This is a genomic window from Streptomyces sp. NPDC001920 (assembly GCF_053594495.1).
Window position 1 is genome coordinate 85,317 of record NZ_JBSFEP010000018.1, and the last position, 16,469, is coordinate 101,785.

19 protein-coding genes are annotated in these 16,469 nt (G+C 70.6%); 2 read left to right on the forward strand and 17 right to left on the reverse strand.

Features of this window, described 5'->3' with window-relative positions; genetic code table 11:
• Positions 1-12: 12 nt before the first annotated feature.
• Positions 13-891, reverse strand: a complete 879-nt coding sequence (locus ACWCPI_RS28420) for an LLM class flavin-dependent oxidoreductase (RefSeq protein WP_451040822.1) — start codon at positions 889-891, stop codon at positions 13-15.
• A gap of 61 nt (positions 892-952) precedes the next feature.
• Here ACWCPI_RS28420 and ACWCPI_RS28425 point away from each other — a divergent pair, with 61 nt between their 5' ends.
• Complete coding sequence (locus tag ACWCPI_RS28425) at positions 953-1,318, forward strand: DUF192 domain-containing protein (RefSeq protein WP_451040823.1); 366 nt, start codon at positions 953-955, stop codon at positions 1,316-1,318.
• A gap of 55 nt (positions 1,319-1,373) precedes the next feature.
• Here the strand turns inward: ACWCPI_RS28425 and ACWCPI_RS28430 are convergent, their stop codons facing one another.
• The 14 genes from ACWCPI_RS28430 to ACWCPI_RS28495 form a co-directional block, all read right to left on the reverse strand.
• Entirely contained in the window at positions 1,374-2,003 is a 630-nt protein-coding gene (locus ACWCPI_RS28430) for an OmpA family protein (protein WP_451040824.1), read from the reverse strand.
• Positions 2,004-2,010: 7 nt separating this feature from the next.
• The gene (locus ACWCPI_RS28435) at positions 2,011-2,592 is read right to left on the reverse strand and encodes a hypothetical protein (protein WP_451040825.1); all 582 of its coding nucleotides are present in this window, start codon (positions 2,590-2,592) and stop codon (positions 2,011-2,013) included.
• Positions 2,593-2,626: 34 nt separating this feature from the next.
• Positions 2,627-3,241, reverse strand: a complete 615-nt coding sequence (locus tag ACWCPI_RS28440) for a pilus assembly protein TadG-related protein (RefSeq protein ID WP_451040826.1) — start codon at positions 3,239-3,241, stop codon at positions 2,627-2,629.
• Complete coding sequence (locus ACWCPI_RS28445) at positions 3,238-3,432, reverse strand: Flp family type IVb pilin (protein WP_451040827.1); 195 nt, start codon at positions 3,430-3,432, stop codon at positions 3,238-3,240. The genes ACWCPI_RS28440 and ACWCPI_RS28445 overlap by 4 nt, the downstream gene beginning before the upstream one ends.
• 150 nt (positions 3,433-3,582) lie before the next feature.
• On the reverse strand, positions 3,583-4,320 hold the full coding sequence (locus ACWCPI_RS28450; RefSeq protein WP_451040828.1) for a response regulator: 738 nt from the start codon (positions 4,318-4,320) through the stop codon (positions 3,583-3,585).
• Complete coding sequence (locus ACWCPI_RS28455) at positions 4,317-5,672, reverse strand: sensor histidine kinase (RefSeq protein WP_451040899.1); 1,356 nt, start codon at positions 5,670-5,672, stop codon at positions 4,317-4,319. Before ACWCPI_RS28455 ends, ACWCPI_RS28450 begins: the two co-directional genes overlap by 4 nt.
• An 18-nt stretch (positions 5,673-5,690) precedes the next feature.
• A complete protein-coding gene (locus ACWCPI_RS28460) occupies positions 5,691-6,593 on the reverse strand; it encodes a DUF5936 domain-containing protein (RefSeq protein WP_451040829.1) in 903 nt (300 codons plus the stop codon).
• A gap of 25 nt (positions 6,594-6,618) precedes the next feature.
• Positions 6,619-7,563: a type II secretion system F family protein gene (locus tag ACWCPI_RS28465; RefSeq protein WP_451040830.1), complete on the reverse strand. Its 945-nt coding sequence runs from the start codon at positions 7,561-7,563 to the stop codon at positions 6,619-6,621.
• 9 nt (positions 7,564-7,572) lie between these two features.
• Complete coding sequence (locus ACWCPI_RS28470) at positions 7,573-8,910, reverse strand: CpaF family protein (protein WP_451040831.1); 1,338 nt, start codon at positions 8,908-8,910, stop codon at positions 7,573-7,575.
• Positions 8,911-8,922: 12 nt separating this feature from the next.
• Entirely contained in the window at positions 8,923-9,282 is a 360-nt protein-coding gene (locus ACWCPI_RS28475) for a TadE/TadG family type IV pilus assembly protein (protein ID WP_451040832.1), read from the reverse strand.
• A 1-nt stretch (position 9,283) separates the two neighbouring features.
• Positions 9,284-9,604 (reverse strand): pilus assembly protein, encoded by a 321-nt coding sequence (locus ACWCPI_RS28480; protein WP_451040900.1) that lies wholly within the window; start codon positions 9,602-9,604, stop codon positions 9,284-9,286.
• A 44-nt stretch (positions 9,605-9,648) separates the two neighbouring features.
• Positions 9,649-10,911 carry an AAA family ATPase gene (locus ACWCPI_RS28485; protein ID WP_451040833.1) on the reverse strand — a complete coding sequence of 421 codons (1,263 nt, stop codon included), beginning with the start codon at positions 10,909-10,911 and terminating at the stop codon, positions 9,649-9,651.
• Between the two features lie 9 nt (positions 10,912-10,920).
• Positions 10,921-11,628, reverse strand: coding sequence for a Flp pilus assembly protein CpaB (cpaB, locus tag ACWCPI_RS28490; protein WP_451040834.1), 708 nt, complete (start codon positions 11,626-11,628; stop codon positions 10,921-10,923).
• A 78-nt stretch (positions 11,629-11,706) separates the two neighbouring features.
• The gene (locus ACWCPI_RS28495; RefSeq protein ID WP_451040901.1) at positions 11,707-12,516 is read right to left on the reverse strand and encodes a hypothetical protein; all 810 of its coding nucleotides are present in this window, start codon (positions 12,514-12,516) and stop codon (positions 11,707-11,709) included.
• Between the two features lie 273 nt (positions 12,517-12,789).
• Here ACWCPI_RS28495 and ACWCPI_RS28500 point away from each other — a divergent pair, with 273 nt between their 5' ends.
• Positions 12,790-14,496 (forward strand): chitinase, encoded by a 1,707-nt coding sequence (locus ACWCPI_RS28500; protein ID WP_451040835.1) that lies wholly within the window; start codon positions 12,790-12,792, stop codon positions 14,494-14,496.
• A 48-nt stretch (positions 14,497-14,544) separates the two neighbouring features.
• Here ACWCPI_RS28500 and ACWCPI_RS28505 read toward each other — a convergent pair whose 3' ends face one another.
• A complete protein-coding gene (locus ACWCPI_RS28505; RefSeq protein ID WP_451040836.1) occupies positions 14,545-15,015 on the reverse strand; it encodes a hypothetical protein in 471 nt (156 codons plus the stop codon).
• A gap of 111 nt (positions 15,016-15,126) precedes the next feature.
• Entirely contained in the window at positions 15,127-16,446 is a 1,320-nt protein-coding gene (locus ACWCPI_RS28510) for an Nramp family divalent metal transporter (protein WP_451040837.1), read from the reverse strand.
• Positions 16,447-16,469 lie beyond the last annotated feature (23 nt).

Below are 16,469 nucleotides of genomic sequence, written 5' to 3' on the forward strand. Positions count from 1 at the left end.
GCGCTCGGGCGTTCAAAGCACCAGCGGTCGTACTTCCTCGGCCACGAACCGTACGAACCCCTCCGGGTCGGGTTCGTCGCCCGTAGGTTGCAGGACGACGGTGTCGGCCCCGGCGTCCGCGAGCCGCTGGACCGCCTTCGCCACGGCGCCCGCGTCTCCGGCGACCCCGACGCCCGGAGTGGATCCGAGCCCCTCCTCGGCCAGCTCGGCCTGCAGACGGGCGGGTCCGTCGGCGCCGGTGGCGGTGAGCAGATAGACGACGACCTGGTGCCGCTCCGCCTCGGCGCGTCCGGCCGACTCCCGGCCCTCGTCGATCAGGCGCCGTGCCCGCAGCACGTCCTCGGCCGAGGAGGACGCGGTGAGCAGCGTGCCGTCGGCCGCCGCGCCGGACAGCCGCAGCGAACGGGGCCCGGTGACTCCGGCGATGATCGGTACCGGCTCGGCGGGCGGCCAGTCGAGGGCCACGTCGTCGAGCTTGACGTACCGTCCCTCGACGCTCAGCCGCTCCCCGCGCAACAGGGCCCGCAGCGCTTCGAGATGCTCCCTGAGCAAGGTCACCGGTGACTCGGCCCGCGCCCCGACCTGTCCCATCCAGTCCTGCACCCCGTGCCCGACGGCGAGGATCGGGCGGCCCGGGAACATACGGTGCAGGGTGGCGGCCTCCATGGCGGTGACGGCGACGTTCCGCAACGGCACGGGCAGCAGGCCGACGCCGACCCTGACCCGCTCGGTCCAGGCGAGAGCGGCGGCCGCGGTGGAGATGCCGCCCTCACGGAAGCAGTCCTCCCAGAGCCACAGCTCTTCGAGACCGGCCTCGTCGGCGAGGCGAGCGACGGATCGGAGCCGTTCGGGGGCGAGTTGGGGGCGGAATACCGCGCCGAGTCCGGTCATGGGAGCCTTCCTACCCGGCCCTGCTGGGGCTGACAACTTCTTTTGCGCGGAGGTGGCTCGGATGGGTCGGCGGTGGCGCGACGGACAGGGGACGCTGACGGTGCACGGCGAGCGGGGCGAGGTCCGCGTACCGCTGGAGATCGCCTCCTCCTACCGTGCGCGCACCCGCGGCCTGCTGGGCCGTGACGCCGTCGACGGCGCGCTTCTCCTCTCCCCCGCCAACAGCGTGCACACCTTCGGCATGCGCATCCCGATCGACGTCGCGTACCTCGACCGGCACCTGAGGATCATCGCCGTCCACACCATGGGACCGGGACGACTCGGCCTCCCCCGCCTGCGCTCCCGGCATGTGCTGGAGGCGGCGGCCGGGGCGATGGCGGGGTGGGGGGCGCGGGTCGGGGCGCGGGTGGTGGTCGAGCCGAGTTGAGCGTGCGGGCGATCCCTGCCCCGTGGACTCCCGTCCCGTCGGGAGCCTTGCCGCGTCAGCTCTCCGAGCGCGGGAACGACACCTCCACCCGGCGGTTCTTCTTGCGGCCCGACTCCGTCGCGTTCGAGGAGATCGGGTACTGCTCGCCGTAGCCGCGGACCTCGTAGGTGACCGTGGAGTCGTTCAGTTCCGATTCCAGGATGCCCTGTACGGCGTTGGCGCGCTTCCTGGACAGGACGTCGCCGTGGGCTGAGGAGCCCAGGTTGTCGGTGAAGCCGAAGACGCGGATGCGGGTGGCGTTCTGGGTCCTGATCTCCTCGGCGATCTCCGCGATCCGGGCTTTCGCCTCGCCGGTCAGCTTCGCGCTGTCCTTGGGGAAGAGGACCTCGGCCTGGAGCGCGAACTTCACGTCCGCGTTGGTGTCCTCACGGCGTTCCTCCCCGGCCTGGTCCTCCACCACCTGCTTGATGTCCAGCACCTTCGCCTCGGCGAGGGTCGCGCCTTCGGGGAGCTTGAGGTCGGGATCGTTGGCGTCCACCTCGACGGGGGCGGCGGCCGTCGCCTCGGTGCCGGGCGGGACGCTGGGGTCATCGGCGGCGTCGGCCGTGGTGGCGCCGAGGAGGTTGGCGGCGACCATGAGGGCGGCGGCGGTGAGGGTGAGGGGGAGGCGGGGGGTGCGGGTCATGAGGGCCTCACCCGGAGATCTGGAGGGTGGCTGCGGCGAACGTGGGAAGTTGGAAGCTGACCTCGGATGTGTTCGCGGGCGGGGAGGGGAACTGCATGAAAACGGGGATCGAGTCACCGGCCTTGATCCGCGGCATGCCCGTCGTCGTCAAGGGGCGGCCGTCCGTGTCACGCAGCACGTAGTAACGCTTTTTACTCGCCGAGTCGACGAGCGTTGCTCCGCCGAAAGATGTTCCATGCCTGATGATCTCGGTCTCGTCCCCTGATGTACGCGCCGATACGCGTGCAGGTTCGTCACCGTCGTTCTTGAGCTCTCCGCTCACCGTGACGAACCCTCCGGAGTCGCGCCGAGCCGAGGTGATTTTGAGGATCAGGCCGCCCTCGCCCTTGAGTTCGGCAAGAAGCTCGTCCGTTCCCTCCTGAGCACTCGGGTTGGAATCAGCGGCGTCCTTGGGAGCCGACGCCGACGTCTTCGGCTTCTTGGGGTCGTCTCCCCAGCTTCCGCAGCCGGCCACACCGAGGGCCAGTCCGGCCGCGACGGTCAGTGCGACCGTCCCCCTACGGGCCTTCGTGGTGAACCGAATGCTCATGCCTCTGCTTCCTTCGTCACTCGTCGTTCGCTTGTCAGTCGGACAGATGGACGTCAAAGAGGTCCTCGGGCCCCGGAAGGGTGCTCGGGTCGTCCGGGTCCGGGTCCCACGTCTCGTCATCGCAGGTGAGCTGGGGCAGTGGCAGTACGTCGTTCCCCTCACCGTCTTCGGCACCCGAGCCGGGGAGATCGAAGGTGCAGCGAGACTCGATCACTGCGGTGGCCGAAGCAGTCGAGCGCACGTTCTCCGTGCCGGGGACGATGGAGTCGCCCACAAACCTGTTGGTCAGGACAACCACCTTGTAACCCAGCGGCTCTGTTGTGTCACAGCCCTGGACGGTGGCGTCGTTCTGGTCAGCGAGTTCGTATGCCCGCCAGCAGCCGTCGATCACCTCGGTGCCACCGTCCAGGATTTCCTGCCACTTCGCCGGATCACCCACGACTTGCAACCAGTCCCCGGCGAGTTGGTCTCGCGTCTCCTGCGCCGCCGCCAGCGCTGCCGCGTCTGCTGCTGTTTGGGCACCGTTCCTGTTTGCCGCGGCCTGTCCCACCGCGAGATAGGCGAACGCGAGAAAGAGCAGGCCCCCCACCACCGTGATGTAGATGGGGAAGGCCTGCCCTGCGTCGCCGAACCTGCGGCGCCGGGTCATCCTGTGAGCTCGTCGATCTGGTTCACGATCGCGTCGTAGATCGTCTGACCGATGTCCGTCCCTGTGATCGCCAGCACGATCGCCACCACCACCGCGATGATTCCCAGGTACTCCACCGCAGTCTGTCCCTCGTCGCTTCGAACGGCGCGGGAACGGATGTATGCGACGGTGGTCTTCATCCAGTTGCTCATGGTGGTCCCCTCTGGTGTCCGGCAGTCGTTGAGCGCTGGGCTCGCAAGCGTCATGAGAAGTCTTGCGAGAAACGTAAGCGGGAACACCCGAAACACCAGAGGGCCCCAGGACCCAATTCCCGGCCCCGTCCGAAAACCATCGCTCCACCATCACCGTTCGCCTCCCCCGGGACGTGAACCCGGCGCTGTTCCCAGCCACTTGGCGGCCGCCTCCCCGCGGCTGGTGCTGTGGAGTTTGGCGAAGATTCGGTTGATGTGGTTCTTGACGGTCTTCTCGCTGATGAAGCAGGCGGCGGCGATCTGCTGGTTGTTCATGCCCGATGCGATGAGGTCCATGATCTCCGCCTCCCTCCTGCTCAGCCGGAACCCTGACCGGTATGACGTCGACTGTCCCACATCTGGTTGCACTTGCGAAAGCGGTTCCCGTGAATTGCTTGGCGCAGTGGGGAGTTCAGGGTTTGCTTGAGCGAGCGCCGCTGTCGCTGCAGGGGTGAGCCGCGGTCGGCCCCGGCTGATGTCCCGTACGGCTCGGACCAGTTCGCCGGTCGTGAACTCGCCGTGCACCAGGTAGCCCGCGGCCCCCAGGCGCAGGGCCTCCCGGACCGTCTCCGGCTCCCTGCTGTACGTCAGCATCAGCACCGGGGCGACGCGGACGAGGTGGGGCAGTGCCGTGATGCCGTCCGTGCCCGGCATGCGCACGTCCAGGAGGATCACGTCGGGGCGGTGGCGCAGGGACGCCTCGTGGGCCTCGTGGCCGTTCGTCGCCTCGGCCACCACCGTGAGGTCGGCGTGCGCCGCGAGGAGGGCCGCCAGGCCCGCCCGGACCACCGGGTTGTCGTCGGCCACCACGACGCGCAGGGGCCCGGCGGCGCGGGGCGGCTCGTTCATGTGGTCGTCGCCTCCGTCGTCAGGGCGGCCAGCGGGAGCTCCACGCGGACCTCCGTGCCGCACGCCTGCCCGCCCCCGCCGACCTGGACGCGGGCGCCGACGGAGGCGGCCCGCTCCGACATGCCGACCAGGCCGAAGTGGCCCGTGCGCCGCAGGTGGTCGAGGGTCGTGCCGGGCGGGAGGCCCCGGCCGTCGTCCCGGACCGTCAGGCTGAGCACGCCGTCCTCGACGACCGCCCTCACCTCGACCCGCGTCGCCCGCGCGTGCCGGTGGGCGTTCTCCATGGCCTCCTCGGCGATGGTGAGGAGTTGGCGGGCCACCGCCGGCGACACCGGGGGGAGGGCCTCGCCGGACGCCCGTGCGTACGTGGCCCGCATGCCCGTACGCGTCCTGAAGGCCTGCGTGCGGGTGGCCAGTTCCGCCCCGAGGTCCATCGCCAGGTCCGGGGCCGACTCGTGGCGCAGGTCGGCCAGGAGTTCCCGGGATTCGGCCGCGGCCCGGCGTGCCGCTCGGGAGACCAGTTCCGCCTGCCGGGCGAGGCGGCCCGGGTCCGGCGACGGCGAGGCCGCCGAGCGGGCCAGGCCGTCCGCCGCCAGCGCCACGCCGTGCAGCGTCTTCGCCACCGAGTCGTGCATCTCACGGGCCAGCCGGGCCCGTTCCTCGCTGACCGCCTCCGCCACAGCCAGGCGGGCGCGGACCGTCGTCAGGGCCTCGGTGGCCGTGCCGAAGCGCAGCATGAGGCCGCGCAGGGACGAGCCGAGTGCGCCCGTGATGACGCAGAAGCCCGGAAGGAGCAGTTTCTCCGCCAGGCCGCTGCCCTCCTGTGCCTCCCGGTTGATCGCGTACGCCAGCAGCAGGATCAGCGACTGCGCGCTGGCGAACACCGCCGCGCCCCGGTAGCCGTAGACGATGCCGGCCAGCAGCGGGGTGCAGACGCTGACGTAGGCAAGGGTGGTGTCCGGGCCCGCGGAGAGCAGGAGGAGCGAAGTGAAGAGCGTGTCCGCCGCGAGCAGGGTGGGGTGGCGCAGAAGGAGGGGGCCGAAGCGCTCCCAGTCGCGGAAGAGGGCGTAGGAGCCCATGAACGTGATCACGACCGACGTTCCCACCAGCCGGGTGCCGAAGCCCGGCGCCGCGTTGAGCAGGGCCGCGGGGGCCGCGAGCGCGATCATGGCGAGACGGAAGCCGAAGACCTGGCGGCACATCGCCTGGAGCGCGTTCGTCTGCAGGGGGATCGTCGCGGAGCGCTCCCGGTCCGCGGCCGTCCGGGGACGTCCCCGAGCTCCGGTTCCGGCCGCGACGACTGACTTCGCCCCCATGCCCATGCCCATGCCCATGCCCATCCTCACCGGCATGCCTGCCATGACCTCCCCCTACTCCCCCGTGAGCGAGCCGAAGTCGGTCCCGGAGCCCAGCAGCAGGCCGGCCCCGAGCAGGAGCATCGTCGCCGGGACCATGAACGTCGTGATCATCATCGTGGCCTTCGGTACGGCGCGGGCCGCCTTGCGGCGGGCGTTCTGGGCGTCGGTGCGGCGCATGTCCTTCGCCAGCGCCACCAGCGTGTCGACGATCGGGGCGCCCAGTTCCTCGCCCTGCTGCAAGGCCGTCACGAACATCGCCACCTGTTCCGAGTCGTTGCGGCGGCGCAGCTCCGCGAAGGCCTGGCGGCGGCTCATGCCGAGGTCCATCTGGCGCAGCGTGATGCGCAGTTCGTCGGCCCACGGGCCCTCGTACTTCGACGCCACCCGGTCGAGTGCCTGGCGGAAGCCGAGGCCCGCGCTGACGACGACGGCCAGCACGTCCAGGAAGTCCGGCAGGGTGCGTTCGATCTCGTCCTTCCTGATCCGGATCGCCGCCCAGATGCCGACCTCCGTCCAGAAGGCGCCGAAGGCGAGCAGGAGCAGGGCGATCAGCACCTGGCCCCGGAGCAGGAACACCAGGAAGCCGACCGCGCCCAGGAAGCCGTACACCGCCCGCCGGGCGGCATAGCGGTCGATGGTCAGGCCGCCGGGGTTGCCCGCGAGGTCGATCTTGCGGCGGTACCTGGCCACCAGATTCGGGCCCATCAGGCGCAGCACGGCGGGGGCGTAGCGCATGCCCATGCGGTCGACGAGCGAGTCGACCGCGCCGGTGCGGCTCGCGCCGACCTCCAGGGCGAGCGCCAGGTCGCTCGGCAGCTTCACGTCCGCCCGGTACATACGGATGCCGGCGAACACACCCCACACGCTCAGGGCCGTCAGCAGGGCCAGGAGCAGGCCCAGTTGTCCCAGTCCCATCGTCCCGTCTCCTCCTCTCCGTGCCTCAGACGTCGATCCGCGACAGACGGCGGATCATGATGAAACCCAGCGCGTACAGGCCGAACGCGATCAGCACCGCGGCCTGCCCCAGCGGTGAACCCGTCATGCGCTCCAGTGCGCCGTCCTTCACCCCGTTCATCAGGAACAGCGATCCGATGCCGAGCACGGGCACGGCGTACGACGTCATGTTCACCTGGGACAGCTGGGTCCGGACCTCGCGTCGGGTCTCCTTGCGCTCCTCCAGCGTCTCCGTCAGGTTCCGCAGCGCGCTGACCACCTGGCCGCCGGCCCGGTTCGACAGCACCAGCGTGGTCACCAGGACGACCAGTTCGCGGGACGGGAGGCGTTCGGCGAGTTCGCCCAGCGCGTCGTCCATCGAGGCGCCGACGGCCAGCTGGTTGGAGACCTTGGCCAGTTCCTCGCCCGCGGGGGCCTCCAGTTCCTCCGCCGCCAGGCCGATGGCCGTGCGCAGGGCCAGGCCCGCGTGCGCCGCGTTGGCCAGGATGCGGGCCAGCTCCGGGAGCTGGTTGATGAACCTCTCGATGCGCTTCTGCCGTTGCCAGTTGAGGAACTGGATCGCCGCCCAGACGCCCAGCAGGCCCGCGATCGGGCCGAAGAAGGGGGCGAGGGCCGCCTGGCCGACCAGCCACAGGCCCGCCACCGTCGCCAGCATGTAGACGAAGAACTCGCCGGGCGTGACGTCCAGGCCCGTGGCGGCCAGCCGCAGTTCGAGCTGTTTGCCCGCTCTGGTACGGCGCAGTCGGCGGTCCAGGTCGGCGAAGCGGCGCCGGCGGCCGGTGCCGGTGATCTGGCCGGTGGACGTCAGCCGGTCGACCAGGGCCTGGCGCTGCGCGCGGCCGGCGGCGTAGGCGTGTACGCCGAGCACGGCCAGGGCGCAGGTCAGCAGGGCGACGCCGGTCGTCAGCGTGATGCGGGTCTGGAGGTCCATGGGCGGGTCCTACCTGGCTTCTCGGGTGGCGAGCTCGAGCGGGGACTGGGCGACGCCGAAGGCCTGGGGTATGGGCTGGCTCGCCATGTAGAGGCGGTCGGCGGTGCGGCGCGGGAGCGGGTGGTACTCGAAGGCGCCGTGGACGCGGCCGTCCGGTGTCATGGGCTGGGCCCGGAAGCGCGCCACGGTCGCCACGCGGTACGGCTCGGCCCCGTGGCTGTCCAGGATCGCGATCTCGGTGATCCTGCGGGCGCCGTCGGGGAACCGGGTGAGCTGGATGACGACGTCCACCGCACTGTTGATCTGGTCGTGCAGCGCCTCGAAGGGGACCGTCACGTCGGACATGGACGCGAGGGTCTTCAGCCGCATCAGGGCGTCCTCGGTGCTGTTGGCGTGCACGGTGGCGAGGGAGCCGTCGTGGCCGGTGGACATCGCCTGGAGCATGTCGAGGGACTCGCCGCCGCGGACCTCACCGACGACGATCCGGTCGGGGCGCATGCGCAGGGAGTTGCGGACCAGGTCGCGGATGGTGACCTGGCCCTTGCCCTCGACGTTCGGGGGGCGGGACTCCAGGCGGATCACATGGGACTGCTGGAGCTGGAGTTCGGCCGAGTCCTCGATGGTGATGATGCGCTCGTGCTCGGGGATCAGGCCCGACAGGGCGTTGAGCAGGGTCGTCTTCCCGGTGCCGGTCGCGCCCGACACGATGATGTTGAACTTCGCCTGCACCAGCCCCGCCAGCAGGTACACCATCGGCTCGTCGAGGGAGCCGAGTCCGGTCATCTCGTGCAGGGTGAAGGAGCGGGGGAAGCGGCGGATCGTCAGGGTCGCGCCGGTGAGCGACAGCGGCGGGATGATGACGTTCACGCGCTCACCGGACGGCAGGCGCGCGTCCACCATCGGGTTCGACTCGTCCACGCGCCGGTTCACCGTGGACACGATCCGCTCGATGGTCTGCATCAGCTGGTCGTGGGAGGGGAAGCGGAGTGGCAACTGCTCGACGCGGCCCGCCCGTTCGACGAAGATCGCGTCCGGTCCGTTCACCATGATCTCGGTGATGGAGGCGTCTTCGAGGAGGGGTTCCAGGATGCCGAGGCCGAGCGCCTCGTCCACGACCCTGCGGATCAGCTGCGCGCGCTCGACCGTCGACAGCACCGGGCCCTCGCGGCTGATGATGTGCCCGAGGACCCGCTCCAGTCGGGCCCGGCGCTCGGCCGCCGCCAGGGAGCTCATCTCCGCGAGGTCGATCTCCTCCAGGAGCTTGGCCCGGTAGGAGGCGACCAGGTGGCCGTCCTCGCCCCGGCTGCCGGGCTCCTCGGGGGTGGTGATGCGTGACCTCAGGCTCATGGGGATCCTCGTTCAGTGGTCGAGCGGCATGGTCGCGGTCTTGCGGGCGGGGTCGAAGTCCCAGCCGGGGACGATGGACGGGATCTCGACGGTGGCGGTGACGGTGACCTCGTCGCCGCCGGGCGCCTCGGTGCAGTCGGTCCCGTCGGCGAGCCAGTCGCTGACCGCGACCCGGCACCCCTGACCGGCGGCCCCCGCCTCCAGCGAGGCGGCGCGTGCCCCCGCCCGGGCCGCGGTGCCGGCCTGCTGGGCGGCGTAGGCGATCAGGCCGAGTTGGACGCAGGCCATGGCGACGAGGATCAGGATCGGGATGAACCCGAGGTACTCGATGGCGACCTGGCCGCGGTCGCGGGGCTGGGCGTCGTCAGCCATCTCAGTCCTTCTCCTCCTGAACGGCCCCCGCGTGCCCGTCGACGGTGAACGGGAAGCCGATCGAGCCGGGGAAGAGGACGGGCACCTCCAGATGCACGTCCGCGGTGACGTAACCGCCGCCCACAGCGCACTCCACCTGGGCACCGCCCGCCCACGCGCCCGGCAGATGCCGCAGCCCGGCCTCCTGGCAGGCGGCCTGCCCCTCGGACGCCGCCCCCGCCCGCGCCGCCTGGTCCGCGGCGTTCGCGGCCAGCGAGTACGTGTATCCGAGCAGCACGAACTGCCACAGCAGCACCAGCGTCAGGATGATCAGTGGCGTCATCCCGAGGAACTCGATGGTGACCTGCCCCCGGTCGCCCCGCCGCCTCACCGCCCCAGCTCCTTGCGCCGCCGGAACGTCAACGCCGCCCGGTCCCCGCCCCGCGCTCTGCCGCCCCGCCGCTGGGCGGCGCCCTCGGTGCCCTTGACCAGCCCCAGCTCACCCGCGAGTGCCCACAGGGCCTGCCGTACCGCCCCCTTGCCGTCCAGCTCGTGCACCCGCCCGGCGTCGACCGCGGCCTGGAGTTCCTTGAAGTTGGCGGGGATCGCGGTGGCGGCGATTCCGGTACCGGTGATCTTCTGGATCAGGGCGGGCTGGATCTCCGTACCGCGCGAGTGGCGGTTGACGACGATCGCGGTCTCCTCGGCCTTGCGGATCTGCAGGCGGTCCCACATCCGTACGGTGCGCTTGGCGCCGCGCACGGCGACCACGTCCGGGGTGGTGACGAGAAGCGCGGTGTCGGCCATCTCCACGGCTGTCGCGTTCGCGCCGGTCAGCTGGGAGCCGCAGTCGACGACGACGACCTCGTAGCGGGCACGCAGGGCGCTGACGATGTGCCGGGCGGCGCGGTCGGTGACCTCCTCGCCGCGCTCGCCCTCGCCGGGGGCGAGCAGCAGGGCGAGGCCGGTGTCGTGCCGGAACACCGCGTCCGCCAGCACACGGGGCGAGATGTCGTTGATGGCGGCGAGGTCGACGACCGAGCGGCGGAACTGGATGTCCAGGTAGGCGGCGATGTCCCCGGTCTGCAGGTCCATGTCGAGCAGGGCGGTGCTGCGGCCCGACGCCTGGGCCGCGAGGGCCAGGTGGATGGCCGTGAGGGTGGCCCCCACGCCTCCCTTCGCGCCGCTCACCGTGACCACGGTGCCGCCGACGCCGCTGAACACGTCACCGCCGGCGCCCAGATGCCGCCGTACGCCCACCGACCACTGGGCCACCGCGTTGACACGGCTGGCCAGTTCCTCGTAGCTCAGGGGCAGGGCGACCAGGCCCCGGGCCCCGTAGTCCATGGCGGCCTGGAAGAGGCCGGGACTGGCGTCGGAGGTCACGAGGATGACGCCCACCGCGGGGAAACGCAGGGCGACCTCGCGGATGAGTTCGAGGGCCGGGACGGGGCCGATGCGTTCGTGGACGACGACGACCTCGGGCAGTTCGTCGACGGACTCGGCGGCCAGGCGCGCGAGGGTGTCGACGAGTTGGGTGGAGTCGGTCACCGGGGCCACCGGCTCGGCGTCGGGGAGCTGGCTGAGCAGCGTCGTGAGGGACCGGACCGCGTCCGCGTCGCCTACGGCCGGGAGGATCCTCGTGGGCATGCGGGCCTCTCACTTGTCCTTGGCGAGTTCGTAGGTACGGTCCGTCGCGTCGATGCCGGAGCCGCCGCCCGGTGCCACCAGGGCGAGCCGGACCTCCTCCGCGAACGACTCGGCGTACGTGATGCGCTGGGCGTCGACGGTCTTCAGGGCGAAGGTGATCGGGACGGCGTCGGTGGGCTCGCGCCGGCGGTCGTCCTCGTCGGGCCGCAGCGCGGTCTGCTCACCCACGTGGATGACCCGGGCGTTCGCCACGATGAGCTTGGACTGGTCGGGGTCGCCGTCGCGCCGGCCCTCGAAGGTGGCGTAGACGTTGACCGTGGAACCCGGGGTGATCTTGCCGGCGACGCCGGTCGCCGCGTCGATCAGGATCGCGATCTCCTGCTCACCGGCCTGGAGCGCGGGCTGGTCGACGATCATGTCGCTCTGGAGCAGGGAGCCCTTGCGCAGGGTGGTGACGGCGATCTTGCCCCGGATCTCGCGGAGGTTCGTGACCGCGTTGTCCGACAGCCACCGCTCGGGCATCTCGATCTTCTCGAACTGGCCCGCGCTGAGCTGCGTGTAGGGGGCCACGTTCGACTTGACCCGGTAGGCGGCGACCTCGGGACCGACCTTGGACTTCACGTCGCTGATGACGGAGAGGACGCCGGCGAAGGCACCGAGGGCACAGACGACCGACAGGAGCAGGAGTATCACGCCGCGGCGCTGACGGGAGTTCATGAACCGTACAACCTCATTGGGGGAATCGGTCGGGAGCGGTCGGTGGGGTCGGGAGCGGCCTCGGCCGGCCGGGAACGGTCAGCCCGCGCGGGCCGGTTGCTCGTGGGCGGGTGGGACGGCGGAGCAGAAGACGCAGCGGTCACCGATGACGTCGATGCCGCACCAGTGACATGAGTTCTGCCGTACCGAGGTGACGAGCTGGTAGAGCACGGAGAGGTCGGGCAGGTAGGCGCAGAACTCGACCAGCTTGGGTGTGCCCCACCAGGTGGCCGACTCGGCGGGCAGCGCCGCCTCCCGAAGGCCCTGCGCCCGCCAGGCCGGGACCAGCGTCGAGGTGACCCAGTCGGACTGCAGCTGGCCTCTGGCGACCAGCATCGACGTGCCGAACTCCGGGCCGGGGAGGGTGGCTCCGGGGGCCACCCTGACCAGGTGCGGCGTCGGGTGGGCGAGTACGCCGAACTGACTGCCGGGGACCCATGACCTGGCGTGCGACTTGAGGTCGACGGGGACGCGGTCCAGTTTGGCGACGGAGCCGAGGAGCGCCCCGGCGTGGAGGTAGTGGGTGAGCAGCCGGCCGGCCGAGGCGAGGACGCCGGGGCTGAGGTCGCAGGAGGCCAGCTGCCGCAACTGGCGGGCGAGGACGGCGAGCGCGAGCGGGGGCAGCGCGGGGTCGAAGAGGGCGATCCGGTCGCTCTCCAGCAGGGACCGTACGGTGCGCAGTCGCTGCACCACCTCACGGGGTGCCGCCCGGGAGCAGACGACGACCACGTGGCCGTGCTGCTCGATCAGTGTCTGCATGTCCGCGAGCGACAGCTCCAGCGGCTCGCGGCCGAGGTCGCCGAGCACGACGGCGGGCACGGTTCGCTCGTCATGTGCCGGCAGCGCCATGTCGGCGCTGGTCACGGCAATGGCAGTTGGCACGCCTAGCTCCCCGTTCCCGCCCGGACCGGTGACCGGAGTTACTCCGGTGCACCGAGATGACTTCATTGCGTGACTATGGGAGCACTGTATCCACGGCTCCATGGCCGGAGAACAGCGTTTGTGCAGCCGGGAAAGAACTGCCCTCGCACAACTCACGTCAAAACGGGGCAGGTTGCGCACACCAATTCTCCACGACCGGAATCCCTTGACAGTTGAATTGGTCTGGACCAAGTTATTGTCATGTCCATACGCAGCCGATTTCCGAGGTCCTCCGGGCCCACACGCCTCTGGGCGGGAGCGGTCACCGCGGCCCTCGCCCTCGCCTTCCTCCCCACGGCCCAGGCGGCCGCGGCGGACCTCAACAACGCCAGGAACGCCGGCTTCGAGTCGGGCCTGAGCAACTGGACCTGCTCCGCGAACAGCGGGACGACCGTCTCCTCCCCGGTGCACGGCGGCACCGCCGCGCTCAGGGCGACGCCCGCAGGGCAGGACAACGCCCGGTGCTCCCAGGCGGTCGCCGTCCGCCCGAACTCGACGTACACGCTGAGCGCCTGGGTCCAGGGTGGCTACACCTACCTGGGCGTGACGGGCACGGGCACGACGGACGTGTCGACCTGGACGCCGGACTCGGCGGCCTGGAAGCAGCTGTCGACCACCTTCACCACAGGCCCTGCCACGACCTCCGTCACGGTGTACACGCACGGCTGGTACGGGCAGGCTGCCTACCACGCGGACGACGTGTCGGTGTTCGGCCCCGACGGCGGCGGGGGCACCGACCCCTCCCCGACGATCCCCGGGGCGCCGAGCGGACTCACCGTCAGCGGCACGACCTCCTCGTCCGTCTCCCTGGCCTGGAACGCGGTCTCGGGCGCGACCGGCTACCACGTCTACCGGAACGGCACCAAGGTGACCGCGGTGAGCGGCACCTCGGCGACCGTGACCGGGCTCGCGGCCTCGACCTCGTACGCCTTCCAGGTCACGGCGGCCAACGCGGCCGGTGAGTCACCGAAGTCGGCCACGGTGACCGGCACCACGAACAAGCCGACCGGCCCCGGCCCCGCGCTGCCCAAGCACGCCGTCACCGGCTACTGGCAGAACTTCGACAACGGGGCCACGGTCCAAAGGCTCGCCGACGTCCAGTCGCAGTACGACATCATCGCCGTCGCCTTCGCGGACGCGACCTCGACGCCGGGCGCCGTGGCCTTCAACCTGGACTCGGCCGCGCTCGGCGGCTACACCGTCGACCAGTTCAAGGCCGACATCAGGGCCAAACAGGCCGCCGGGAAGAAGGTCATCATCTCGGTCGGCGGCGAGCGCGGCACGGTGGCGGTCAACGACGCCGCCTCGGCGGCGAACTTCGCCGACTCGGTGTACGCGCTCATGCAGGCGTACGGCTTCGACGGCGTCGACATCGACCTGGAGAACGGCCTCGACGCGACCTACATGACCCAGGCGCTGCGCTCCCTGTCGGCGAAGGCGGGCTCGTCGCTGATCATCACGATGGCTCCGCAGACCATCGACATGCAGTCGACGTCGAACTCCTACTTCAAGACGGCCCTGAACATCAAGGACATCCTCACGGTCGTCAACATGCAGTACTACAACAGCGGTTCGATGCTGGGCTGTGACGGCAAGGTCTACAGCCAGGGCTCGGTGGACTTCCTGACCGCCCTGGCCTGCATCCAGCTGGAGGGCGGCCTCGCCCCGTCCCAGGTGGGGCTGGGACTGCCGGCCTCGACACGGGGCGCGGGCAGCGGGTACGTCTCACCGACCGTCGTGAACAACGCCCTGGACTGCCTCACCAAGGGAACCGGCTGCGGATCCTTCAAGCCGTCCCGGACCTATCCCGACCTGCGCGGCGCGATGACCTGGTCGACGAACTGGGACGCGACCGCGGGCAACGCGTGGTCGAACGCGGTGGGGCCGCACGTGCACGCGCTGCCGTAGACCTCCTCGGCGCATCGAGGGCGGGGCCGCACGGACGCGGCCCCGCCCTCACCCCATGGGCCGGTAGTGGCCGAGGACCCAGGCCAGTTGCCCGAACCACTCCGCCAGCCGCGTCCTCGGCCTGGCCTCCACCACGCACTCGTAGAACCTGCCGTCCAGGTGGATCACGGCCACCATCAGGGCCTTGCCGTCAGGGCTCGCCTTGTAGTGGACGCTGCGGACCTCGGGCCAGCGGAACTCGATCGTGAGGCCGGACATCTCGAAGGCGACGCCGGACGCGTCGACGACGACCGCGTTGCGCTTGTCGACGGCCAGGAAGTCCGGGCCCTCCGGGACCGGTTGCGACGGGACGGGGGCGTACGGCTGCGGGGGCGGGGCGTACGGCTGCGGGACGGGGGTGTGAGGGGATGGGGCAGGGGCGTGAGGGGGCGGGGCCGGGGCGTACCCGGGCGGCGAGGGGGCGAACGGCGGTGGGGGCGGGCCGAAACCGGGGCCGGGTGGTGGGGGGTGCTCGGTCATCCGTCGGATCCTCGGTCCTCGTGCTCGTGCTCGTGCTCGTGCTCGTGCTCGTCGGACAATACTTCGGTGCGGAGGTGACACATTCTCCCCGCCCCGCCGCACCGGGTTCCGCTAGAAGAACTCGGACCAGGGCTGGTCCCAGATCTGCTTCACGCACAGCACCAGGAACAGCAGTCCCGCGATCGCCAGCATCACGTTGCTGACCGGTCCGTTGCGCCACTGCCTCGGGACGCGTGAGGAATTGAGGAGCCAGATCAGGGTGCCGGCGAGGAACGGGAGGAAGGCCGCGCCCAGGACGCCGTAGATGATGATCAGGCGGAAGGGCTCGCCCTGGAAGAGCAGGACCATGGGCGGGAAGGTCAGCCAGAGCAGGTAGGCACGGAAGGGCCAGGAGCGCTCGCGCTCGCCCGAGGCGACCTCCTCGCCCTTCAGCTCGCCGCGCTCGCGGTAGCGCGCCACGAAGTCGGCGAACATCAGGCTCACGCCGTGCCAGACGCCGATCAGGGAGGTGAAGGAGGTCGCGAAGAAGCCGATCAGGAAGAACTTGGCCGTCGCCGTGCCGTACTCGTCGGCCAGGATGTCGCCCAGCTGGATCAGGCCCTTGTCGCCCTTGGCGATGGCGACGTTCGCGGAGTGCAGCAGCTCGGCGCCGACGAACAGCATGGCGATGACGAAGACGCCGGTCGTGGCGTAGGCGACCCGGTTGTCCAGGCGCATCACCTTCATCCACCCGGTGTTCGTCCACCCCTTGGCGTTGACCCAGTAGCCGTACGCGGCCAGCGTGATGGTGCCGCCGACACCGCCGATCAGGCCGAGGGTGTTGAGGATCGAGTCCTTCTCGTCGGGCAGGACCGGCAGCAGGCCCGCGAACGCGTCCGCGAGGTTGGGCGTGACGCGGATCGCCAGGTACACCGTCACCACGAACATGACGCCGACCAGGACCGTCATGACCTTCTCGAAGACGGCGTACTTGTTGAACCAGACGAAGACCAGGCCGACCAGACCGCAGGCGATGGCCCACCATTCGAGGTCCATCACGTCCGGGAAGAGCGCCTGCAGCGGCAGCGCGCTCGACGACATCGCCGCGGCGCCGTAGACGAAGCCCCAGATCACGGCGTACACCGCGAAGAACCAGGTGGTCCAGCGGCCGAGGCTGGCCCAGCCGTCGAAGAGGGTGCGGCCGGTGGACAGGTGCCAGCGTCCGGCCGCCTCGGCGAGGGAGATCTTGACCAGGCAGCCGATGATCGCGGCCCAGAGCAGGGTGTAGCCGAAGTTGCTGCCCGCGATGAGGGTGGCGACGAGGTCACCGGCGCCCACACCGGTCGCGGCGACGACGATGCCGGGGCCGATGTAGCGCCAACTGGACTTGCGGGGGCGGGAGTCCGTCTCCCCGGTCTGTGGTACCGCTGTGTTTCCCGTGGTGTCCGCCATGAGGATCAAGAAAGCGCAAGCGG